At 72.7% G+C, this 22,615-nt stretch carries 20 protein-coding genes; 10 read left to right on the plus strand and 10 right to left on the minus strand.

Annotation, left to right across the window (positions count from 1 at the left end):
* The 3 genes from purQ to purS all read right to left on the minus strand — a co-directional run bounded on the left by purQ (position 1) and on the right by purS (position 1,736).
* The gene (gene purQ, locus FHS22_RS33395; protein WP_184948188.1) at positions 1 to 684 is read right to left on the minus strand and encodes a phosphoribosylformylglycinamidine synthase subunit PurQ; all 684 of its coding nucleotides are present in this window, start codon (positions 682 to 684) and stop codon (positions 1 to 3) included.
* 193 nt (positions 685 to 877) lie between these two features.
* Positions 878 to 1,300, minus strand: coding sequence for an ATP-binding protein (locus tag FHS22_RS33400; RefSeq protein WP_260408539.1), 423 nt, complete (start codon positions 1,298 to 1,300; stop codon positions 878 to 880).
* Between the two features lie 190 nt (positions 1,301 to 1,490).
* On the minus strand, positions 1,491 to 1,736 hold the full coding sequence (purS, locus tag FHS22_RS33405) for a phosphoribosylformylglycinamidine synthase subunit PurS (RefSeq protein ID WP_184948190.1): 246 nt from the start codon (positions 1,734 to 1,736) through the stop codon (positions 1,491 to 1,493).
* Positions 1,737 to 2,111: 375 nt separating this feature from the next.
* Between purS and pdhA the strand changes: the two genes are divergently transcribed.
* From pdhA to FHS22_RS33425, 4 genes are all read left to right on the plus strand, one after another.
* The gene (gene pdhA / locus FHS22_RS33410) at positions 2,112 to 3,230 is read left to right on the plus strand and encodes a pyruvate dehydrogenase (acetyl-transferring) E1 component subunit alpha (protein WP_184948191.1); all 1,119 of its coding nucleotides are present in this window, start codon (positions 2,112 to 2,114) and stop codon (positions 3,228 to 3,230) included.
* A complete protein-coding gene (locus FHS22_RS33415) occupies positions 3,227 to 4,207 on the plus strand; it encodes an alpha-ketoacid dehydrogenase subunit beta (protein WP_184948192.1) in 981 nt (326 codons plus the stop codon). Before pdhA ends, FHS22_RS33415 begins: the two co-directional genes overlap by 4 nt.
* Before the next feature lie 12 nt (positions 4,208 to 4,219).
* On the plus strand, positions 4,220 to 5,617 hold the full coding sequence (locus FHS22_RS33420) for a dihydrolipoamide acetyltransferase family protein (RefSeq protein ID WP_184948193.1): 1,398 nt from the start codon (positions 4,220 to 4,222) through the stop codon (positions 5,615 to 5,617).
* Between the two features lie 145 nt (positions 5,618 to 5,762).
* Positions 5,763 to 6,062 (plus strand): Dabb family protein, encoded by a 300-nt coding sequence (locus tag FHS22_RS33425; RefSeq protein WP_184948194.1) that lies wholly within the window; start codon positions 5,763 to 5,765, stop codon positions 6,060 to 6,062.
* An 11-nt stretch (positions 6,063 to 6,073) separates the two neighbouring features.
* Here the strand turns inward: FHS22_RS33425 and FHS22_RS38640 are convergent, their stop codons facing one another.
* The 5 genes from FHS22_RS38640 to FHS22_RS33450 form a co-directional block, all read right to left on the minus strand.
* Entirely contained in the window at positions 6,074 to 8,983 is a 2,910-nt protein-coding gene (locus tag FHS22_RS38640) for a sensor histidine kinase (RefSeq protein WP_260408540.1), read from the minus strand.
* Positions 8,984 to 9,168: 185 nt separating this feature from the next.
* The gene (locus tag FHS22_RS33435) at positions 9,169 to 10,470 is read right to left on the minus strand and encodes an adenylosuccinate synthetase (protein ID WP_184948195.1); all 1,302 of its coding nucleotides are present in this window, start codon (positions 10,468 to 10,470) and stop codon (positions 9,169 to 9,171) included.
* Entirely contained in the window at positions 10,467 to 11,516 is a 1,050-nt protein-coding gene (locus FHS22_RS33440; protein ID WP_260408541.1) for a hypothetical protein, read from the minus strand. Before FHS22_RS33440 ends, FHS22_RS33435 begins: the two co-directional genes overlap by 4 nt.
* 32 nt (positions 11,517 to 11,548) lie before the next feature.
* Positions 11,549 to 12,535 carry a lipopolysaccharide kinase InaA family protein gene (locus tag FHS22_RS33445; RefSeq protein ID WP_184948196.1) on the minus strand — a complete coding sequence of 329 codons (987 nt, stop codon included), beginning with the start codon at positions 12,533 to 12,535 and terminating at the stop codon, positions 11,549 to 11,551.
* Between the two features lie 34 nt (positions 12,536 to 12,569).
* On the minus strand, positions 12,570 to 13,304 hold the full coding sequence (locus FHS22_RS33450; RefSeq protein WP_184948197.1) for an NUDIX hydrolase: 735 nt from the start codon (positions 13,302 to 13,304) through the stop codon (positions 12,570 to 12,572).
* Positions 13,305 to 13,476: 172 nt separating this feature from the next.
* Between FHS22_RS33450 and FHS22_RS33455 the strand changes: the two genes are divergently transcribed.
* A complete protein-coding gene (locus FHS22_RS33455; protein ID WP_184948198.1) occupies positions 13,477 to 15,021 on the plus strand; it encodes a cache domain-containing protein in 1,545 nt (514 codons plus the stop codon).
* Positions 15,022 to 15,150: 129 nt separating this feature from the next.
* On the opposite strand, the gene FHS22_RS33460 is transcribed toward FHS22_RS33455, so the two are convergent.
* Positions 15,151 to 16,974, minus strand: coding sequence for an acyl-CoA dehydrogenase (locus FHS22_RS33460; protein ID WP_184948199.1), 1,824 nt, complete (start codon positions 16,972 to 16,974; stop codon positions 15,151 to 15,153).
* 199 nt (positions 16,975 to 17,173) lie between these two features.
* Here FHS22_RS33460 and FHS22_RS33465 point away from each other — a divergent pair, with 199 nt between their 5' ends.
* From FHS22_RS33465 to FHS22_RS33480, 4 genes are all read left to right on the plus strand, one after another.
* Positions 17,174 to 18,499, plus strand: a complete 1,326-nt coding sequence (locus FHS22_RS33465) for an Nramp family divalent metal transporter (RefSeq protein ID WP_338048056.1) — start codon at positions 17,174 to 17,176, stop codon at positions 18,497 to 18,499.
* Between the two features lie 25 nt (positions 18,500 to 18,524).
* Positions 18,525 to 19,364 carry a class I SAM-dependent methyltransferase gene (locus FHS22_RS33470; protein WP_260408542.1) on the plus strand — a complete coding sequence of 280 codons (840 nt, stop codon included), beginning with the start codon at positions 18,525 to 18,527 and terminating at the stop codon, positions 19,362 to 19,364.
* 115 nt (positions 19,365 to 19,479) lie between these two features.
* Entirely contained in the window at positions 19,480 to 19,854 is a 375-nt protein-coding gene (locus FHS22_RS33475) for a VOC family protein (RefSeq protein ID WP_184948201.1), read from the plus strand.
* A gap of 95 nt (positions 19,855 to 19,949) precedes the next feature.
* Positions 19,950 to 20,417 carry an SRPBCC family protein gene (locus FHS22_RS33480; RefSeq protein WP_184948202.1) on the plus strand — a complete coding sequence of 156 codons (468 nt, stop codon included), beginning with the start codon at positions 19,950 to 19,952 and terminating at the stop codon, positions 20,415 to 20,417.
* A 69-nt stretch (positions 20,418 to 20,486) separates the two neighbouring features.
* On the opposite strand, the gene FHS22_RS33485 is transcribed toward FHS22_RS33480, so the two are convergent.
* Positions 20,487 to 20,954 (minus strand): hypothetical protein, encoded by a 468-nt coding sequence (locus FHS22_RS33485; protein ID WP_184948203.1) that lies wholly within the window; start codon positions 20,952 to 20,954, stop codon positions 20,487 to 20,489.
* 253 nt (positions 20,955 to 21,207) lie between these two features.
* On the opposite strand from FHS22_RS33485, the gene FHS22_RS33490 reads away from it, so the two are divergent.
* Positions 21,208 to 22,545 (plus strand): FG-GAP repeat domain-containing protein, encoded by a 1,338-nt coding sequence (locus tag FHS22_RS33490; RefSeq protein WP_184948204.1) that lies wholly within the window; start codon positions 21,208 to 21,210, stop codon positions 22,543 to 22,545.
* Positions 22,546 to 22,615 lie beyond the last annotated feature (70 nt).

Genomic DNA, 22,615 nt, shown 5'->3' on the forward strand with positions numbered 1-22,615 from the left:
TCACGCGTTCACCAGCTTCTTGAGGATCGAGGTGAAGAAGGCGCGGCCGTCGGTGCTCGGGGCCCCGGTCAGGTCCTCGACGGCGTGCTCGGGGTGGGGCATCAGGCCGACGACGTTGCCGGCCTCGTTGCGGATGCCCGCGATGTCGTTCAGGGAGCCGTTGGGGTTGCCGCCGGCGTAGCGGAAGACCACCTGGCCGCCCGCCTCCAGCGCCGCCAGGGTCGCCTCGTCGGCGACGTAGCGGCCCTCGCCGTGCTTGATCGGGAGCACGATCTCCTGGCCCTCGGCGAAGTCCGCGGTCCACGGGGTGGCGGTGCTCTCCACGCGGATGCCCTGGTCGCGGCAGATGTAGTGCAGCCCGGCGTTGCGCATCAGCGCGCCGGGGAGCAGGTGGGCCTCGCAGAGGATCTGGAAGCCGTTGCAGGTGCCCAGGACGGGGAGCCCGGCCCTGGCGGCGGGGATCAGCTCCTCCATCAGCGGCGCGAACCTGGAGATGGCCCCGCACCGCAGGTAGTCCCCGTAGGAGAACCCGCCGGGCAGGAAGACGGCGTCCACACCCTTGAGATCGGCGTCCGCGTGCCAGAGCGGGACGGCCTCGCCCCCCGCGTGGCGTACGGCGCGGGCCGCGTCCTGATCGTCAAGAGTTCCGGGAAAAGTGACGACGCCCACGCGGGCAGCACTCATGGCAGCGTTCCCCTCCACAAACGAGCGCCGCGCCGGCGTCTCACACGGCGGACGGCGGTCTGCGGCGGTGCGCCCAGGCTATCCGCTCCCGGTGAGCGGATCGCACCCGGACCCGTCGGATCGCACCATCCATCCCCGGACGACCGGCTCCGGCTTTGGAGGATCGTACGAACGGCCGGGCGGACCGGCGGGATCAGACCGAGGCGAGCTGCCGGGAACGGGCGGGGACGGCCTCCTCGTCCAGGTCGAGGCGCTTGCGCAGGTGCACGGTGGTCCCCCGCCCGGGGGCGGCGTCGAAGGAGAGCTCGTCCACCACGGCCTGCATGATCAGGATGCCGCGGCCGTTCTCGACGTCGGAGGAGGGGTAGCGGTCGGGCAGCCGGACCTGGCCGTGCCCGCCGTCGATGACGCGGACGTCGCAGCGGCCGTAGCCGATCGCGGCCTCGACCTGGTAGCGGTTGGCCGGGCCGCCGTGGCGCACCGCGTTGCCGCACGCCTCGCTGACCGCGAGCAGGATGTCGGAGACGCAGGTCTCGGTGACGTGGAGCGAGCGGAGGGAGTCGCCGAGCACTCTGCGGACCATGGGAATGCCGATGGCCTCTCTTGGCAGAGCCAACGAGAACTCGATATCCACCGGATTCCTCCCGGGGCCAGACGTCACCTTGTGAAGGTTTCCCGCCCCGAATCCGGCCTAACCGCAAAATAACTGTGATGTTATCTGCCGTTGGTCAAGCCGTGGTGTTCGACGCGCGCCGCCATCGAATTGGCGCGTGCCAATCGGAAACCCGTGTGTTCTGTGTGACGGTTCATTCCGCCACGGTGACCGTGAAATCCTCGATGACAGTGTTGGCCAGCAAGGTCTCGGCCATCTTTCGGACGTCCGAAATCGCCGCCTCGTCGGCCGGGCCGTCGAGCTCCACCTCGAACCGCTTGCCCTGCCGCACCGCGGAGACACCGGAGAAGCCGAGCCGCGGGAGCGCGCGGGCGATGGCCTGGCCCTGCGCGTCGAGAATCTCGGGCTTCAGCATGACGTCGACGATGACGCGCGCCACGGTGTTCCTCCAGGTGTAGCGGGACGGTCGGGCGCCTCAAGCGTAACGGTCGCGCGGGACGGCCCGTCCCCGGGTCCTCCCGTGCGGTCCGCGCCTCTCCGGCCGGGGGCCTCGCCCGCCTCGCGGGAGGAGGGCGCTCCCGGCCGCGGGGCGCCTCCGCGCGGGGGCCGTACCTCCCGAGAGGGTGAAAAACGGATGGAGGGGGAACGGGGAGGGCATGGAGGTCCCGTCAGGTCTTGCGCGTAGGTATGTGACCTCTGCCACGATGTCCACAAACGCAGACGAACCACTACCAGAAGGATCGAATGCGTCGCTAACCGGCCGGACAAGAGCGGCGAACCCGCTCGGACGGCCCCGAGCACACAGGAGCGGCACGTGACAGCCGACGCCTCTCGTGGTGCGCAAGCACCCCCCGAGCTCGTCCAGTTGCTGACCCCCGAGGGGGAGCGGGTCGAGCATCCCGACTACGACATCGACCTGACGCCGGAGGAGGTCCGCGGGCTCTACCGCGATCTGGTCCTGGTCCGCCGCGTCGACCTGGAGGCCGTGGCCCTGCAGCGCCAGGGCGAGCTGGGCATCTGGGCCTCCCTGCTCGGCCAGGAGGCCGCGCAGATCGGCTCGGGCCGGGCGCTCACCGACGCGGACATGGCCTTCCCGACCTACCGCGAGCACGGCGTGGCCTGGTGCCGCGGGGTCGACCCGGTGAACCTCCTCGGCCTGTTCCGCGGGGTCAACCACGGCGGCTGGGATCCCGCCGAGCACAACTTCCACCTCTACACGATCGTGATCGGCAGCCAGACCCTGCACGCCGTCGGCTACGCCATGGGCGTGCAGCGCGACGGCGCCGTCGGCGAGGACGGCGCCGCCACGATCGTCTACTTCGGCGACGGCGCCACCTCCCAGGGCGACGTCAACGAGTCGTTCATCTGGGCGTCGGTGTTCAACGCGCCCGTGGTGTTCTTCTGCCAGAACAACCAGTGGGCCATCTCCGAGCCGCTGGAGAAGCAGTCGCGCATCCCGCTCTACCGCCGGGCCAGCGGGTTCGGCTTCCCCGGCGTCCGGGTCGACGGCAACGACGTGTTCGCCTGCCTCGCGGTGACCCGCCAGGCGCTGAAGAACGCCCGCGAGGGGCAGGGCCCGATGCTGATCGAGGCCTTCACCTACCGGATGGGCGCGCACACCACCTCCGACGACCCGACCCGCTACCGGGTCCAGGACGAGCTGGAGGCGTGGAAGCTCAAGGACCCGATCGAGCGGGTCAGGGCCTACCTGTTCAAGAACCAGCTCGCCGACCAGGCGTTCTTCGACAAGATCGACGCCGAGGCCGACGAGCTCGGCAGGGACGTGCGCAGGCGCTGCCTGGCGATGCCCGACCCGGAGCCGCTCGCGATCTTCGACCACGTCTACGCGGAGCCGCACCGCCTGATGGACGAGGAGCGGGCCGCCTTCGCCGCCTACCTCGCCGGGTTCGAGAGCGAGGAGAGCAGCCGATGACGACGCTCACCCTGGCCAAGTCCCTGAACGAGGGCATGCGCAAGGCCATGGAGGACGACCCCAAGGTCCTCGTCATGGGCGAGGACGTGGGCAAGCTCGGCGGCGTCTTCCGCGTCACCGACGGGCTGCAGAAGGACTTCGGCGAGGAGCGGGTGATCGACACCCCGCTGGCCGAGTCGGGCATCATCGGCACGGCCATCGGCCTGGCGCTGCGCGGCTACCGGCCCGTCTGCGAGATCCAGTTCGACGGGTTCGTCTTCCCCGCCGCCGACCAGATCATCACCCAGCTCGCCAAGATGCCGCTGCGCTCGCTGGGCGCGCTCAAGCTCCCGGTGGTCGTGCGCATCCCGTGCGGCGGCGGCATCGGGGCGGTGGAGCACCACAGCGAGTCCCCCGAGGCGTACTTCACGCACACCGCGGGCCTGCGGGTGGTGGCCTGCTCCAACCCGGTGGACGCCTACACGATGATCCAGCAGGCGATCCGCTGCGACGACCCGGTCGTCTTCTTCGAGCCCAAGCGGCGCTACTGGGAGAAGGCCGAGGTCGACACCTCCGCCGCGGACGGCTGGCTCCCCTTCGACCGGGCCCGGATCGTACGGCCCGGCACGGACGTCACCCTGCTGGCCTACGGGCCGATGGTGAAGACCTGCCTGGAGGCCGCGGCCGCCGCGGAGGAGGACGGCCGCTCACTGGAGGTCGTGGACCTGCGCTCGCTCAACCCGCTGGACGCGGCCACGGTCACGGACTCCGTACGGCGCACCGGGCGGTGCCTCGTGGTGCACGAGGCGCCCGTCTTCGGCGGGTTCGGCGCCGAGCTCGCCGCCCGGATCACCGAGGAGTGCTTCTACAGCCTGGAGGCCCCGGTGCTGCGCGTCGGCGGCCCGTCCACCCCGTACCCGCCCTCCCGGCTTGAGGAGCACTACCTGCCCGACCTGGACCGGGTCCTCGACGCCGTCGACCGCGCGTTCGCGTTCTGAGAGGGGAGACGGATGAAGGAGTTCAAGCTCCCCGACGTGGGCGAGGGGCTGACCGAGGCCGAGATCGTCCGCTGGCACGTGAAGGCGGGCGACCCGGTCAAGGTCAACCAGACCATCGTGGAGATCGAGACCGCCAAGGCCATCGTCGAGCTGCCCTGCCCGTTCGAGGGCGTGGTCGCCGCGCTGATGGTCGAGGAGGGGCAGACCGTCGACGTGGGCACGCCCATCATCGCGGTGGACGACGGCTCGTCCCCGGCGCAGGCCGCCGGGGCGCGGGCCGGCCGTGCGGGCGGACCGGCCGGCGGGGAGGCGCTGTCCGGCGGGGAGGACGGCCGGGCGGCGGAGCCCGCGGGACGCGGCCAGGCGCTGGCCGACGACATGGTGCCCGCGCCGCCCAAGGAGGAGCGCCAGCCCGTCCTGGTCGGCTACGGCGTCAAGATGGGGGCGGCCAAGCGCCGCCCCCGCAAGCAGCCGCCCGCGGCCTCCGCGCTCCCTGCGGCCCCGGCCGCCTCCGGGCCCGGGGCGGCCCGGGTCGCGGTGCTGGCCAAACCGCCGGTGCGCAAGCTCGCCAAGGAGCTCGGGGTGGACCTCGCCGCGCTGACCGGGACCGGGCCGCAGGGCTCGATCACCCGGGACGACGTGCACGCGGCCGCGGACACCGGTCCCGGGGCCGCGCCCGCGCGGCCGGCGGCGCACGCCGTACCGGCCGGCGGCGAGGAGCGGATCCCGGTCAAGGGCGTGCGGAAGGCGACCGCGCAGGCCATGGCGGCCTCCGCGTTCACCGCGCCGCACGTCACCGAGTTCCTCCAGGTGGACGTGACCGCGACGATGGAGGCGGTCGTGCGGCTGCGCGCGCTGCCCGACTTCGCCGAGGTCAAGGTCTCGCCGCTGCTCCTGGTCGCCAAGGCGGTGCTCGTCGCCGCCCGCCGTCATCCCATGATCAACTCGATGTGGGACGAGGCGGCCCAGGAGATCGTGGTCAAGCACTACGTGAACCTCGGCATCGCCGCCGCCACCCCGCGCGGCCTGCTCGTGCCCAACATCAAGAACGCCCACGCCCTGTCGCTCCCCGAGCTGGCGGCGGCGCTCGGTTCGCTGGCCGAGACCGCGCGGGCGGGCCGCACGCAGCCCGCGGACATGTCCGGGGGAACGTTCACGATCACCAACGTGGGCGTGTTCGGGGTGGACGCCGGAACCCCGATCCTCAACCCGGGCGAGTCCGCGATCCTGGCCTTCGGGCAGGTCAGGGAGCTGCCGTGGGTGGTGGACGGGCAGATCGTGCCGCGCAGGGTGTGCACACTCGCGCTCTCCTTCGACCACCGGATCGTGGACGGCGAGCTGGGCTCGCTGTTCCTCCGCGACGTCGGCGCCATGCTCCAGGACCCCCTGCGCATGCTCGCCTGGGGCTGACCCGCGCAACCGCGGGGGTGGGAGACGGCCGCTCCCGCCCCCGCCGTACGCTGGCGGGGCACCCGACCGAGAGCGTGCTCACCTGCCGGTGGTCACCACCGGGAGTCTGCCGGACGGCTTACTCCCAGAACTGATGAGGACGGCCATGTTCCGCCATATCGTGCTGTTCACCTGGGCAGAGGGAACCACCGACGAGCAGAGGGCCGCGGTGGCGACCGAGCTCGGCAGGCTCCCGGAGATCATCCCCGAGATCCGGGCCTACACCCTCGGCACCGACGCGGGAGTGAACCCGGGCAACCACGAGTTCGCGCTCATCGCGGACTTCGACGGCGTCGACGACTACCTCGTCTACCGCGACCACCCGGCCCACCAGGCCGTGATCGCCGAGCACATCAAGCCGATCCTGGCCTCCCGCGCCGCCATCCAGTACACGGTCGGCGGCTGACGCCGCGGCCGTCAGGGCCGCGCCGCGACCCCGGCCGCCGCCAGCGGCAGCCGGGCCGTCACGACCGTGCCGCCGCCCGGCCGCGCCTGCACGGCGCACGTGCCGCCCACCTCCGCGGTGCGCTCGTGCATCGAGGCCAGGCCCACGCCCGGCGTGTGCCTGGCCGGCATCCCGACGCCGTCGTCCTCGACCCGCACGACCAGCTCGCCGCCGAGGCCGCCGGAGCCGCCCGGCCCGTCCCCGGGCCCGTCGCCGGCTCGGGTCACGACCACCCGCGCGACGTCCGCCCGGGCGTGCCTGCGCACGTTCGTCAGCGCCTCCTGCACGATCCGGTAGGCCGCCAGCTCCAGCGACGGCGGCAGGTCGCCCCCCGCCTCGACCTCGACCTCGACCTCGACCCGTACCCCCGGCACCTGCGCGGCCGCCCTGAGCGCACCCTCCAGCCCCAGGTGGTCGAGCACGGGCGGGCGCAGCCCCGCCACCAGCTCGCGAACCGACACCGCGGTCGCGGCGAGGTCGGCCTCGATCCGGGCCAGCAGCGGACGTCCGCCGGCCGGGTCGCGCCTGGCGGCGTCGAGCATGAGGACCGCGCCGGTCAGCGCCGGTCCGAGCCCGTCGTGCAGTTCCCGGCCCAGCCACCTGCGCTCCTCCTCGCGCGCCGCCCTGATCCGCTCGCGCGAGCGCCGCAGGTCGGCGGCCAGCCGTACGGCGTGGGCCAGCTCCGCCAGGTGGGTGGACATCACGGCCAGCGACTCCCCGCCCTTCCTGGGACCCGGCACCAGCAGCCGCCCGACGTCCTCGCCGTGCCAGACGAGCGGCAGCGAGCGGGGCCGGTCGCCCAGCGCGCCGTCGGCGAACAGCTCGCCGTCGACCTCGACGCCCGCGCCCCGTGCGCCGAGCGACCAGCGCAGCACCGACACGGCGGTGGCCAGCGCCTCGGCCGGGTCCCCCGCCTCCTGCACGGTACGGCTGAGCCGGTCGGCGGCCCGGTACGGGTCGCGCTCGACGCCGAACAGCCGGTCGACCGGTCCCTGCAGCCGCCGGCGCACCGGCTGGAAGAGCGCGCCGACGGACATCACCGCGACCAGCCCGGCGGCGGGGCCGAAGCCGCCCGCCAGCCTGTCGCCCGTCCAGATCATGAAGGTGTAGCCGGCGGCGAGCACGACGGTCAGCGTGCCGTACACGAGGGTCCTGTTGAGGACGACGCGGATGCCGTAGAAGCGGTGACGCAGCACGGCGGCGACGATGGAGATCGGCACGCCGCCGGCGATGAGGAGCTGGATCATCTCCAGCGCCAGGTGCTCGCCGTCCACCGAGAACAGCGTCCTGGCCACCCAGAAGCCCATGAACGCGCCCATGGTGCCGACGCACCAGGCGATCTGCCTGCGCACCCCGGGGTCGGCCGCCCGGTAGCGGAAGGCGAGTGAGACCGCCGACAGCGTGTAGAGCGGCAGCATGGCCCAGCCGATGTGGGTCTCGACGGTCCACGGCAGCGTGCCGAGGGCGTCGATCGCCAGCGGGTTGTCGAACGGCATGCCGAGCTCCAGCTCGGGCTGGGGGATGCACGCCATGAGGAAGGAGTGGGTCACACCCAGCGCGACCACCCCCCACAGCACCGGGCGCCAGCGCGGGGACGGCAGGCGTCCGTCGGGGTAGAGCAGGGGCAGCAGGCCTCCCATGGCCGAGACGGGCGGCATCCACAGCCACAGCCCCAGCCAGCCGGTGAGCGGGAGCAGCGGGTGGCCGGGGTCGTGCAGGTGGATCCAGTACGCGATGTTGTAGGCCAGCTCGTACAGCGCCCAGCTGACGCCGGTCCCCCACAGCAGCCACGCGACCGTCAGGCGCGGGCGGTAGGTGATGAGGAAGGCGCCGGCGGCGGGGAACAGCAGTCCCACCGGGTCGACCGGCACCTGCAGCACGCCGCCCCAGCTGTTCTTCCAGGCAAGCCAGGTGGCCATGCACACGGCCAGCGGCGCCAGCACCGCCCCCGCCCAGGCCGCGGCGACGGCGGTCCGGCGGCGCCACGAGACGGGCAGCGGCGTCGGCTCGGGAACGTGCCGGACGGGGGCGGCCGGGGTGCGCGGCGGCGCGGGCGGGGCCGCCGCCGCGTGCAGCCCGTAGACCAGGTCGCGCACGCTCTCGATGGACTCGGCGAGCTGACGGCGCGCCCGCAGCAGCAGGTCGCCGGCGCCGGCCGCGGCCGGCGCCGCGCGGACCTCGGCGACCATGGCGACGAGCGTGCCCAGGGTGCTGCCGAGCCCGTCGTCGAGCACCCCCAGCAGCCGCCGCCGCTCCTCCTCGCGGGTGGCCAGCAGCCGCTCGTGCGCGCGCGCCAGGTCGCCGGTGAGCTGGACGGCGTGCGCCACCTCGGCCAGGTGCCTGGCCAGCAGATCCAGCAGCTCGCGGTCGGGTCTGGCGCCCCAGACCGTGAGACCGCCGACCGGCCGGCCGTGCCAGACCAGCGGTGTGAACAGCGGCGCGAGGGGCGCGGTCCGCGTGCCGTCCCCGTCCGGTCCGGTGGTCCCGTCCGGTCCGATGGTCCCGTCCGGTCCGGTGGTCCCGTCGACCAGCCTGACGCCCTCGACCTCGACGAGTACGCCGTCGGCCCGCAACGCCTGCCTGACGGCGGCGATCCCGGAGGCCAGCGCCTCGCCGGGCCCGCTGGCGGCCTGCACGCCCTGCGCCAGGCGCCCGGCCAGCCGGTACGGGTCGCGCTCGACCGTGAGCAGCCGGTCGGTCAGCTCCAGCAGGCGCAGCCGGAGCGGATGGAACAGCGCTCCGGCCGCCAGCGCGGCGACCAGCTTGTCGATGCCGAGCGAGCCCAGGCCGAAATAGACGGCGGCGACGGCGGACGTGAGCAGCACGAAGGCCACGAGCGCGGAGATCCGGCCCGCGAAACCCGGTCCGGTCCGCCCGTCCATATATCCCCAGGTTATCCGGACTAGAACGCGGTTCACCATATTCGGCCGCTGTCCCGCCCGGGTCCCGCCGTCGCGGTGCGCCCGGCGCGCCGTCCGGTGGGCGCCGTCCGGTGAGCGCCGTCCGGTGGGCGCTGCTCCCGGCCGACGCGTGGCTCGCGGCCGGTGCCGGTCCGGTCGCCGAGCCCCTACTGGGCGGACGCCCCGCGGCCCGGCTCGGTGCAGGGCCGGGAGCGCGGCGGCTCACGCAGCGACCGGAGGCCCCTCATGACGTGCATGCCGTTCCGGCGGGGCGGAGCGGCGGCGACCGGGGACTTGGCCGCGGCGGTCGGGCCGGAGGAGCCGAGCCAGACGCGCACGCCCAGCGCCTCGGAGACCGCGGCGGGCCAGTCGGTGATCCCGTCGGTGTAGCGGGGCCGGGCCCGGAGCACCCGGGCGGTCAGCGCGGCCTGGCCCTCCAGGTCGTTCTTCCCGCCGACGGGGAGCTCCCCGGTGTCGTAGGAGTCGCACATCCGCGACACCGGCGCGTCCAGGTGGGTGAGGGCGAGGACGTCCGCGCCGCCCGCCGCCGCCAGCGCGTAGCGGTGCGCGACGGCGTCGAAGTGGCCGGTCCTGAACGGCCCCTGCCAGCGGCCCGTCCCGTTGTGCGGCTCGGGCAGGCGCAGCCGCGGGTCCTCGGTGACCAGCGGCCCGGGTCCGTGCCTCGGGGTGTAGGTGCGCAGCACGCCGAGCCGTACGGCGTCCGCCCCCTCCAGCAGGGAGAACGCGTTCTCGAAGGTGGTCGTGCTCCAGGTCGTGTAGGGGTGGAAGCCGTACCACTCGTCGAGCAGCACCCCCTGGGCGCCCTCGAAGACCACGGGCCGCCTGCGCACCAGCCCCCTGACGTAGGACGGGTCGACCAGGGTCACCCGGTCGGAGAACGCCCGGTAGGCGGCCACGCAGTCGGCGACCGGCGGCCCGTCCACCCCGAGCCGCTCGCGCAGCAGGCCGAGCTTCTGCGCCAGCAGCCCGGGCCGCTCGCAGTCTCCGACCTTGGGCGCCACGAACGGGTTCTCCGTCGCGTAGGCCATCACCTCGCCGACGCCCATCCCGCACGACCCGTGCCGGTCCTCACCGCGCGCCAGCTCGCGGGCCCGGCCGGCCTCGACGTGGTACGGCGTGGCGAGCAGGGCGTCCCGGTCGACCGTGATCATGCCGTAGGGGTGCGGGACGCCGATCCGGCGCAGGTGGCCGGCCTCGGCCGAGAGCGCGAAGGGGTCGACCACCACGTACCGGGACAGGTGGGTCGGGACGCCGCGCAGGGTGCCGGAGCCGAACTGGGAGAACGTGTGGTGCCGCCCGTCGGGCAGGACGACGTTGTGCGCGGCCTGGGCGCCCCCGTTGAACCTGACCACGGCCGTGACGCCGCCCTGCGCGCAGAGCCAGTCCACGACGCCGCCCTTCCCCGCGTCGCCGTACCCGAGATCGACGACGATGACGTGGTCCCTCACAGCCGTGTCACTCCGCTCTCCCCGTGGTCGTCGTCGTGGGCGTATCCGCGCCCGCGGCCGTCGCCGGCCGCGGGTGCTCCGCCTGCGGTCAGCGCGCCGCCGGCCACGAGCACGTCGCCGGCCACGAGTCCACCGCCGGTCACGAGCGCACCGCGGTCCAGCCCCGCCAGGGCCCTGCCCACCGAGGCGCCGGCGGCCGAACCGAGCTCGTCCAGGTCGCTGAGGCCCGCGTCGAGGTCGATGGCCTCCTCGCCGAGGCCGACGGTGAGCGCGATGGTCTCGCAGACCGCGTCCAGGTCGTCCAGCTCCAGCACGTTCTGCCCGAGCAGCTTGCGCCAGGCGGCCAGGATCTCGCCGTTGCCCGCGTGGCTCGCCCCGGCGGGGATGATGTAGTAGACGTCGTACTTCCGGGTCAGCTCGGCGACGATGTCCGCGATCGGGATGTCGCGTTCCAGCCGGTCGCCGATCACGCCGCCGGCCTCCTGCCGCTTGACCCGCTGGTAGGGCATCTCGTCGCCGATGATGAACAGGTAGCCCCGGCGGCCCCGCTTCTCGAAGCAGTCGATCGAGGTGTGCCTGGCCATGAAGTACATCGCGAGCTCGTAGGACTCCCTGAGCTGCCCGCCGCCCCCGCCCTCCAGCAGGATGTTGCCGAGGTGCTCGTCCATCCGGTTGTCGGACTCGAACTGCCCGATCTGCAGCGGGGCCCGGTCGCAGGTGGCGTCGCCGATCGCGCCGAACAGGATCTGCGGGTCGGTGGCGTAGCCCTTGCGGAGCAGCAGGCCGAGCAGGTCCGGCAGCTTGCTCTGGAGGGTGCGGGGCACGCCGCCCATCGAGCCGGTGACGTCGAAGAGCACGGCGATGGCCAGCGAGGCCGGGTGCTCGTCGGAGTCGCGGCTCTCGCGGACCGCCACGCCGTAGGGGTTGAGATCGTCGTGCACGGTCCGGGCGCCGCTGTCGTTGTGCGCGAAGGCGCTGGCGCCGCTGGCGTCGCGGAAGCTCTTGGCGGCGGAGTAGACGTCGGTGGACCAGATTCCGCTTCCCATGGAGGGGTCCCCTTTCCGGGGTGGAGAGATCGTCAGAGGTCGAGGGGCCGGTACGTCCGGGGCCCGTAGAGATCGCCGAGGAGCTCGTCGAGCTCGGCCAGGAGCCGCCAGGCGTCGCGCGGAGGACTCAGCAGGCTCCCCCGGACGAAGGCGCGCATCCGCGAGGGGAAGCGGCCGGAGCCGCCCGTGCGGTCCGTGCCGTGCGCACCGTCCGGGCCGAGCCCCATGAGCCCGGCGACGCAGCGGGTGGCGAGCCGGATGTCGAGTGCCCCGGTGGCCGGTTCCCTGGCGAACACGCCGGGCGGGTACTCGTCGCGGTGCCGGGAGACCAGGGCGGTCAGCGGGCTGCCCAGCGGGACCGACTGGCTCCAGTCGACGAGGACCAGGCCGTGCTCGACCGGGTGGACCAGCACGTGGTGGCCGAAGACGGCGCCGTGCACGACCCCGGCCCGGTGGGCCGTGCCGATCGCCACCAGCAGCCGCCGCCAGATCCACGCCGCGTCCCGCGGGTCCAGCGGCGAGCGCCGCCGCGCGATCTCGGCCAGCGTCAGGAATCCGTCCGGCACGCGACTGATCACGCAGGCCTGCCGTACCGTGCCGTCCGAGCGGTAGCGGAACGACTCCACCAGCCGGGGCACGTACGGCAGCAGCCGCGGATCGCCCTCGTGCTCGATCGTCCTGAGCGCCGCGGCCTCGCGCCGCACGAGGTCGTTGTCGGCCGGGCGGAGGGGCAGCTTGAGCAGGGTGTCGCCGCCGCTCTCGTAGAGCACGGCCGTGGCGCCCCGCCGGAAGACACCGCCGATCCGGTAGGTTCCCCGCCCGGTGCGGATGGTCTCCCCGCGGGCCGCCCACAGCTCGGCCAGCCTGACGAAGGCCGCGGCGGCCCCCGCGCCCGCGGCGAGGTCGGGATGGAGGAGCCGGGCGAGCCTCCGGTAGTCCCGGTTCGGCGCGTCGCCGCCGAACAGGTCCTCCGGCGCCCTCGCGGCGTTCACGAGCGCGATCGCCTCGTCCGTCGTCACCGGGCCTCCCCTCCTGATCGGGTCGTGGCGGCGGTCACCGGATCTCCTCCTCCCGCTCCGGTCGCAGCAGAGCGGGATGGAGGAGCCGGGCGTCTCCCGCGCGGTAGAGCCTGGCCCGGGGGCCGCCCCTGCTCCCGCCGCTCTCGGTGGTCTCCCCGGTGCTCTCCACGAACCCGGGGACCGAGAGGATCTTGCGGTGGAAGTTGGGCGCGTGCAGCGGGGCCCCCCAGACGGCCTCGTAGACCCGCCGGAGCTCGGAGATCGTGAACGTCTCGCCCACGAACGCGGTGGCCAGCGGGGTGTACTCCAGCTTGGAGCGGGCGCGCTCCAGCGCGTGGCCCAGGATCTGCTCGTGGTCGAAGGCCAGCTTCGGCAGGCGGTCGACGCCGTACCAGGCGGCGTCGGCGGCGTCGGACCCCGCCTGCGGGTCGGGCAGGTCGGGGGCGAAGGCCAGGTAGGAGACCGAGACGATCCGCATCCGCGGATCGCGGTCCGGCGCCCCGTAGCTGGCGAGCTGCTCGATGTGCACCCGGTCGGCCATCCCGGTCTCCTCGGCCAGCTCCCTGGCCGCGGCCTGGTCCAGGTCCTCGCCGGGCCGGATGAAGCCGCCGGGCAGTGCCCACCGTCCCGCGTAGGGCGGCTCCCCCCGTTCGACCAGCAGCACGTGCAGCACGCCCCCGATGATCGTGAGCGCCACCACGTCGACCGTCACGGCGACCGCCGGGAAGGCGCGCGGGTCGTAGGCCTCCAGGTACTCACTTTCACTCATCGCCCGTCCTTCTCAGATTGAGATGATCTCAGTATGAGAATAACAACGGGCCTCGTCAACTCTCGTTTTTCGGTTCGGGTGGGCGCATCACCGGCCGGATGTAACGGAAATCACTCAATTCGCCGGGCGATGTGCCGAGAGAGGGGTAACAGACCGCCCGGAAGGCACCGCCGTGTTCAGACTCCGCAACATCCCCATCCTGGCCAAACTGGCCGTCCTCGTGCTGGTCGCCGTCATCGGGGTCCTGACCGTGGGGATGACCCGTTTCTCCGACATCGGGCCCACCGAGCTCGCCGCCCGCAAGACGAAGATCCAGAACCTGGTGGAGACGGCCCACTCGATCATCGCCGGATACCACGACCAGGCGGAGAAGGGCGCTCTGACCGACGAGCAGGCGCGGGCCGCCGCGCTGGCCGCGGTGAGGGCGATGCGGTACGGCGACGGCGACTACTTCTGGATCAACGACATGGGCCCGACGATGGTCATGCACCCGATCAAGCCCGAACTGGACGGCAAGGACCTGTCGGCCAACGCGGATCCCGACGGCAAGCTGCTGTTCGTCGAGTTCGTGAAGGTGGTGCGTGCCGACGGGGCGGGTTTCGTCGAGTACCAGTGGCCCAAGCCGGACCAGGAGGAGCCCGTCGCCAAACTGTCGTACGTCGCCGGGTTCGAGCCGTGGGGCTGGGTGGTCGGCACCGGTGTCTACATCGACGACATGCAGGCGACCGTCCTGGAGAAGGAGCGCGACACGGTCGTGCAGACCGGCGGCGTCGTGGCCGCCGTCGTCCTCGTCCTCGTCCTGGTCGGGCTCGGCATCTCGCGGCCGGTGCGGGCGCTGACCGCCGCGGCCAGGAAGCTGGCCGACGGCGACTCCGAGGTGGCGCTGCCGCCGGCGTCGCGCGACGAGATCGGCCGGATGTCCGCGGCCCTGGGCGTGCTGCGGGACGGCCTCGCCGGCAAGCGGGCGCTGGAGCGCGAGCACGAGGAGCTGCGGGCCCGGGCCGAGGAGGACCGCCGCCGCTCCGCCGAGGCGCTGGCCGAGCGGCTCGACGGGACCGTCTCCACGGTGGTCGCCCGGCTCGATGAGGCGGTCCTGGCGATGCGGGCCGGCGCCGGGGAGCTGGGGGCCACCACCGGAGGCCTGGCCGAAACCGTCCGGGAGATCTCCCACCTGGCCGACCAGTCGACCGCGACGGCGGCGCAGGCGGCCACCGAGACGGTCAGCGCCGGCGGCACGGTCAACGGTCTCATGACGGCGGCCGAGACCATCGGCGGCGTGGTGGAGGTGATCCGCCGGGTCGCCGCGCAGACCAACCTGCTGGCGCTCAACGCCACCATCGAGGCCGCCCGGGCGGGTGACATCGGCAAGGGCTTCGCCGTCGTGGCCAACGAGGTCAAGGAGCTGGCGCAGCAGAGCTCGCAGGCCACCGACGAGATCGCCCGCGAGGTGGAGGCGATCCAGAGCACCTCGCAGGGGGCGGCGGAGGTCATCGACCGCATGGCCGGCGCCGTCCGCAGCCTGGGCACCAGCACCGAGGAGGTCGCCGCGGCCATCGCGGGGGGCGGGGACGCGAGCAGCGTGAGCGTGCGGCATTCGGCCGAGGCGACCGGGCGGGTGGCCACGCGCATCGAGCGCCTGTCGGAGGACCTGGCCGCGGAGGCCGGCCGCCTGCGGACGGAGTTCTCCCAGCTCCTGGCGGAGATGCGGCAGGGCTGACGCCCGGCGGCGCCGTACGGGGGCGCCGTACGGGAGGAGGGCGGACACCGCTGAGGGGCGGTCCCGTACGAACGGGACCGCCCCTCGGTGCTGACCTGCCGCGGGAGCAGGCGGTCTAGGCCGACCGGCTCAGAACGCGTCCTCCGGGAGCTCCATCAGGTCCTGGCCGGTGGCGGCGAGCACGCGGCGCTCGGCGGCCAGGCGGGGCAGGACGGTCTGGGCGAAGAAGGAGGCGGCGGCCACCTTGCCGGTGTAGAAGGCCTTGTCCTCATCGGAGGAGCCCAGCGCGGTCAGGGCGATCTCGGCCTGGCGCAGCAGCAGCCAGCCGATCACCAGGTCACCCAGGGAGAGCAGGAACCGGGTGCTGTTGAGGCCGACCTTGTAGACCTCCTGGGGCTTCTCCAGCGAGCCGAGCGCCCAGCCGGCCAGGGTGTCGGCCATGGCCTTGACCTCGTCGGCAGCCTCGCCGAGGAGCTTGCGCTCCTCCTTCAGCCGGCCGTTGCCCGCCTCGGAGGCGGCGAAGGCCTTGACGTCGGCGTAGAGCGAGCCGAGCGCGGCGCCCTGGTTGCGCAGGACCTTGCGGAAGAACAGGTCCAGGCCCTGGATCGCGGTGGTGCCCTCGTAGAGGGAGTCGATCTTGGCGTCCCGGATGTACTGCTCGATCGGGTACTCCTGCAGGTAGCCGGAGCCGCCCAGGGTCTGCAGCGAGCGGGCGAGCAGCTCGTAGGAGCGCTCGGAGCCGACGCCCTTGACGAGCGGGAGCAGCAGGTCGTTCATCGCCTCGGCGTGCTCGTCGCGGCGGCCCTCGAACTCGGCGATCTGCACCGTGTCCTGGTAGGTGGCGGTGAGCAGGACCAGGGCGCGCATGCCCTCGGCGTACGCCTTCTGCAGCATGAGCTCGCGGCGCACGTCCGGGTGGTGGGTGATCGTCACGCGCGGGGCGGACTTGTCGGCCATCTGGGTCAGGTCCGCGCCCTGCACGCGGGACTTGGCGTACTCCAGCGCGTTCAGGTAGCCGGTGGACAGGGTGGCGATGGCCTTCGTGCCGACCATCATGCGGGCCTGCTCGATGACCAGGAACATCTGCTTGATGCCCTCGTGCACGTCGCCGATCAGCGTGCCGATCGCCGGGTGCTTGTCGCCGAAGGTGAGCTCGCAGGTCGTGGAGACCTTCAGGCCCATCTTCTTCTCGACGTTGGTGACGTAGACGCCGTTGCGCTCGCCGAGCTCGCCGGTCTCCAGGTCCACGTGGTACTTGGGCACCAGGAACATCGACAGGCCCTTGGTGCCGGGGCCGTGGCCCTCGGGGCGGGCCAGCACCAGGTGGAAGATGTTCTCGGCCATGTCGTGCTCGGCGCTGGTGATGAAGCGCTTGACGCCCTCGATGTGCCAGGTGCCGTCGGGCTGCTGGACGGCCTTGGCCCGGCCGGCGCCCACGTCGGAGCCGGCGTCGGGCTCGGTGAGCACCATGGTGGCGCCCCACTGCCGCTCGATGGCCAGCTCGGCGAAGCGCTTCTGCTCGTCGTTGCCGACGGTGTGCAGGATGTGGGCGAAGCCGGGACCGCTGGAGTACATCCAGATCGCCGGGTTGGCGCCCAGGATGAGCTCGGCCAGGGCCCAGGCCACGCTGCGCGGTACACCGGGGCCGCCCATCTCGGCGGGGAGGTCGAGGTTGGTCCAGCCGGCGTCGCGGAAGGCGGCGAAGGACTTCTTGAAGCCCGCGGGCATGGTCACCGCGCCGGTCGCGGCGTCGAACACCGGAGGCGTGCGGTCGCCCTCCTCGAAGGAGTCGGCCAGCACTCCCGTGGCCATGCGGTTCAGCTCGTCGAGCATGCTGCGGACGATGTCCTCGTCGATCTCGGCGAAACGGCCGGCGCCCAGGATGTCCCGGCGTCCGAACATCTCGAAGAGATTGAACTCCAGGTCACGGAGGTTGCTCTTGTAGTGGCCCATGGGCTCTGCTCCTTGAAACCGGGGAACCGGGACTCGGGACGTACTGGTCGGTAACCTTACCGACAATGCTACCCGCCAGTAACCCCTGAAAAACAGCGGCGACGGGGACGTTTGTCACATCGGCCGGGGGAAGACGGTTCCTATGGCGCTTCCTCGGCTCCGCCCGGCTGACCTCCCGGACCCTCAGCCGCTGCGGAAGGTGCTCGGGCCGGGAGTCATCGCGGCGGGAGTGGGCCTCGCCTCCGGCGAGTTCGTCATCTGGCCCTACATCTCCGCCAACGTCGGCCTGGTCTTCCTGTGGGCCGCGGTGGTGGGGGTGGTGGCCCAGTACTTCCTGAACATGGAGATCGAGCGCTACACGCTCGCCACCGGCGAGACCGCGCTGACCGGGTTCAGCCGCCTGTGGCGGCACTGGGGCCTGGTGTTCGCCCTCATGGCGGTGCTGGCCAACATCTGGCCCGGCTGGGCCACCGGCTCGGCCACCGTGCTCACCTACGCCGTCGGCGGCGGGGACGTCACCGTGATCGCCGTGGTCGAGCTGCTGCTGATCGGGGCGGCGCTCACCCTCTCGCCGGTCATCTACCGGACCGTGGAGGCCACCCAGTTCGTCAAGGTCGGGGCCGTCGTCGTCTTCCTGGTGATCGCGCTGTTCCTGGCCATCACCGGGGACGCCTACCGGGGACTGGGCGAGGCGGTCGCCCACATCGGACAGGTCCCCGCGGAGCTCGGGGCGGCCCTCGTGCTCGGAGCCATGGCCTTCGCCGGGGCCGGCGGCGGCCAGAACCTCGTGCAGAGCAACTGGATCCGCGACAAGAACATGGGCATGGGCGCGCGCATCCCGCGCCTGGTCTCCCCGGTGACCGGCGAGGACCAGGCGGCCCCGGCCACCGGCTACGCCTTCGAGCCCGACGAGGCCAACCTGGCCCGCTGGCGCGGGTGGTGGCGGGTGGCCAACATCGAGCAGCTCGTCTCGTTCGTGGCCATCACCGTGTTCACGATCTTCCTGATGTCGATGCTCGCCTACTCCACGGTCTTCGGCGCGGAGACCGCGAACAACGTCACCTTCCTGCGGACCGAGGGCGAGGTGCTCAACCAGCGGCTGTCGTGGTTCGGCACCTTCTTCTGGGCCATCGGCGCGCTCTCGCTCTTCGCCGCCAGCATGGGCATCTGCGACTACGTCGCCCGGATGGTCGCCGACAACGTCAAGACCGTCTACCTGCCGAACAGCGCGAGGTGGACCGAGAGCCGCGTCTACAGCCTGGTCGTCTGGTTCATCGTGCTCTTCGGTATCGCGATGCTCACGATCGGTTTCGACCAGCCGATCACGCTCCTGGTGATCTCCGCGAGCGTCGGGGGGATCATGATGTTCCTCTACTCGGCGCTGCTGGCGCTCCTCAACCGGAAGCTGCTGCCCGAAGCCATCAGGGTGCGCGGCTACCGCCTGGTGATCGTGCTGCTGACCTTCGCGTTCTTCGGATATTTCTCGGTCCTGACGCTGATCGACCAGTTCGGCAGGCTCTTCTGAGATCGCGCGTTCTACGCTCGTCGGTATGGACGACCTGGGCGGACTGGCGGAGCGCTGGCGGGCGGAGCTCGCGGAGTGGGGCATCCCCGACGAGATCGCCGCGAAGGCGCCGGCCGATCCGTGGGAGCACTCGCCCGCCCGGTTCGCCGGGCGCACCGACCGGGCGCTGGCGGATCCGGAGGGCCCGACCCTGGCCCGGATCGCCGAGGCGCTGCCGGAGCGCGGCAGCGTCCTCGACGTGGGCGCGGGCACCGGCGCGGCCTCGCTCCCGCTGGCCCGCCTCGGCGCCGTGAGGGGCGGGGGCGGCGGTTCCGGCACGCTCGGCGAGCTGGTCGCGGTGGACACCTCGGAGGCGATGCTGGCGGAGCTGGCGTCCCGGGCCGGGGCGCTGGGCGTGCCCGCCCGGACGATCCGGGGCCGCTGGCCCGACGTCGCGGGGGAGACGCCCGCGGCCGACGTCGCGGTGGCCGCCCACGTCGTCTACAACGTGCCGGACCTCGCGGGATTCCTGTCCGAGCTGACCGGCCACGCCCGCCGCCGGGTCGTCCTGGAGCTCTCGCACCGGCACCCGATGAGCTGGCTCAACCCGCTCTGGGCCCACTTCCACGGCATCGTCCGCCCCGAGCGGCCCACGGCCGACGACGTGGCCGCCCTCGCGGAGCGGCTGGGGTACGGCGTGCGCCGCCAGGAGCGCCTGGCGCCGCTGAGCCGGTTCTCCGGCGTGGCGGAGCTGGCCGAGAGCGCCTGCCGGAGGCTCTGCCTCGACCCCGGGCGGGCGGAGGAGGTCGTCGCGGCCGTCGCCGAGCTGGACCTGTGGCCGGTGCCGCGGGACCAGTGGGTCACGCTCTGGTGGGACCCGGCCTGACGCCCGCGGCGGTGCGGGTCCTCGCCGGAGCGGGATATCGGGTAACCGGCTTAGGCGTATAGAAGGTTATGAAACCTGCTTGACGGTTTTGGTGGTGTCGCGGTTGGTTGTACGCATGATTCACATCGACTACGTGACCTTCGACTGCGCCCGGCCGTACGAGCTGGCGAGCTTCTGGAGCGAGGCCGCGGGGCTCGCCTTCCATCCGGAGACCGGGAAGGACGACGACGAGGTGCTCCTCGTCGGGAAGACCAACCTGCTCTTCATCAAGGTCCCCGAGGGCAAGACCGTGAAGAACCGCGTGCACCTGGACGTCACCGGCGCCGAGGGCGCGACCCGCGACCAGGAGGTCGAGCGGCTCCTCACGCTGGGCGCCACCGTCCAGGCCGACCGCCGCAACGCCGACGGCGGCGGCTGGGTGACCATGCTCGACCCGGAGGGCAACGAGTTCTGCGTCTGCCGGAGCGAGGCCGAGGCGAAGCAGGGCTGAGCCTTCGGAACGCGGTCCGTCCGCGTCCCGGCCGGGTGGGCCGCCGCCGGAGCCCGCTCTTGCCGGAATGATGTTCTACGGGTCATGCTGCGGTCATGAGTGCCCCCAGCGCGTCCGCGAGCATCGAGATCTCCGCGCCGCCCGAGGCGGTGTACGACCTGGTCTCCGACGTCACCGGCATGAGCGGCTGGAACGTCGAGTGCGAGAGGGTCCGCTGGGTCGGACCGGTCAGGGAAGCGCGCGCCGGAGCCAGGTTCCGGGGGAGCAACCGCAACGGCCGGCGGCGCTGGTCGACGGTCTGCACGATCACCGCCGCCGACCCCGGCCGGGCGTTCGCCTACCACGTGCGGGCGGGCGGTGTGCTGGACGTGGCGGTCTGGCGGTTCGAGATCACGCGGACCCCGGACGGCTGCCGGGTGGAGCAGCGGACCTGGGACACCCGCGGGCCGTTCATGCGCGTCGTGGGGCGCCTCGCCACCGGAGTGGCGGACCGGGCGAGCCACAACGCCGCCAACATGCGCCGGACCCTGGAGAACCTGAAGGCCGCGGCGGAACGGTCCTGAGGACGGCCGCGGGGCGGGGGGCCGGCCCGCGGCCCGGACCCGCGCGCGACAGGTTCCGGCCGGAGCCGGTCAGCGGCCGGAGGGCAGGGAGGACTGCCCGCGCCCCTTCATGGTCAGCGCCAGCACCGCGGTGATCAGATAGACCACGACACCGCCCTGGAGCGCGTCCAGCGCCGCGCTGAACGGACCCTCGCCGTCGATGACGAGCTGCACCGGGTACATCAGCGCGGCGGCGCCGAGGGCCGGGTAGAGGGAGAAGCGCCACGGGCGCCGCAGCGCCCAGAGCCGGGCCTGCCGGGTCACCCGGTCCCCGGAGCCGGGCTTGGCGACCGAACCGACCGCCGCGACCAGCGAGAAGAGGCTGATGCCCAGGCAGAGCGCCCAGGTCAGGTCGGGGCTGCCGGGCAGGATCCAGCCCAGGCCGTAGCTGGTCGCCGCCACGGCTCCGCCCGTCACCGCGGCGGCCTTCCAGGGCGCCCCCTGCAGGGCCGCTCCGGCGAGGGACATCTCGTCACGTCGAGTCAGTTCGTCTTTCATGACATCCACAGTGCCCTTTGGAGCCCTCTGTCCACATCGGGGAGAAACCCTGGTTCTTACCCCGGTGGCCGCGCCGGGGCCTCAGGGTCGAGACCGCGCGGCCGGCCGGACCGCCGCCGCGCTCCCGCCCCGGCGGTGGTCCGCCGGAAAACCTCATGAGCACCTCCTCCCACGTCGATAGGGGGTTACCGCGCCTGCGCAGGTGTCCACGGAGGGCCGCGTACGGCATTCACCGCTCATGGAGGAGCTCTCGTTGACCACGTCCATCTCGAAGTCGTCCGGCATGCCCGGCCGGCGCCGCGCGACCGCCCTGCTCACCGCTGTCGCCCTCACGTCCGGCGTGCTGGCCGCCGCGGCCGCGCCCGCCTCGGCGCTGGCCGCCTCCTGCACCCCCGGATTCGCCCGCGGAGTCGACTACGCCGCCGGTACCGCCCCGTACTACATACTGGTGTCCGACCTGAACGGCGACGGCAGGGCCGACCTCGTCTCGAACACCCTCGGAGGCGGTTCCTTCGAGGCCCTGCTCGGCAAGGGCGACGGCACCTTCCACCCGTCGGTCAGCACTGTAGACGGAGGAGGAGGGGGACTCATGGCGCCCTACTTCTCCATGGGCGACTTCGACGCCGACGGCAACCCCGACATCGCGGTCGCCGACAACGGCGCGAACACCGTCCGGGTCCTGCCCGGCAACGGCGACGGGAGCTTCGACGCGGCCGTCACCAGCCCCGCGCCCCTCAACCCCGCCTTCACCACCGTGGGCGACTTCAACGAGGACGGCTCCCTCGACGTGGTGGTGACGAACGGCGGAGGCGGGGCCATGGCGTTCATGCCCGGCAACGGCGACGGGACCTTCGGCCCGCCCGTCGCGCTCAACCCCGGGCAGAACGCGTTCCACGTCTCCGTGGGCGACTTCGACGCCGACGGCTACGCCGACCTGGCGTACGGCAACACCGGCGGGCTGGGCGGCAACACGGTCGAGGTCATGCTCGGCAACGGCGACGGCACCTTCCAGGCGGCCGTCCCGTACACCGCGGGGACGAACCCGTGGATCGCCGTTCCGGTCGACGTCAACGGCGACGGCAGGACCGACCTGGTCACCGCCGGCGTGATGAACGGCGGCGGCGTCGTCCTGCTCGGCAACGGCGACGGCACCTTCCAGGCGGAGCGGCCCTACACCGTGAACAACGCCGGCGGATGGTTCACGACCGGTGACTTCACCGGCGACGGCAGGATCGACCTGGCGGCGCAGACCATGACCGGCGGCGTCATCCTGCCCGGCAAGGGCGACGGCACCTTCCGGACGCCCGTTCCCTTCTCCACGAGCGGCGCGGTGGGCTCCTTCGTGAGCGGTCGCTTCAACGCCGACGGCAGGACCGACCTGGCGGTGGCGAACATGGCCGGCAACGAGATCTCGGTGCTGCTGGGCAACTGCACCTCCGCGGCCACCCCCGCGGCGAAGCCCAAGCCCACGCCCACGGTGAAGCCCAAGCCCAAGGCGAAGGCGAAGACCCCGCCCAGGGTGCAGCAGGTCAAGAAGATCCAGATCATCAAGGTCAAGAAGCGGAAGAAGCCGAAGACCGACATCGGATAGCCGCGCGGTCGCCGGAGCCCCCGTCCCCTCCCGTTCCGGAGGGGACGGGGGCTCCGCCGTACGTGCGTCC

The sequence above is a fragment of the Thiemannella venezuelensis genome (assembly GCF_014203605.1).
Classification (GTDB): Bacteria; Actinomycetota; Actinomycetes; order Streptosporangiales; family Streptosporangiaceae; genus Planomonospora_A; species Planomonospora_A venezuelensis.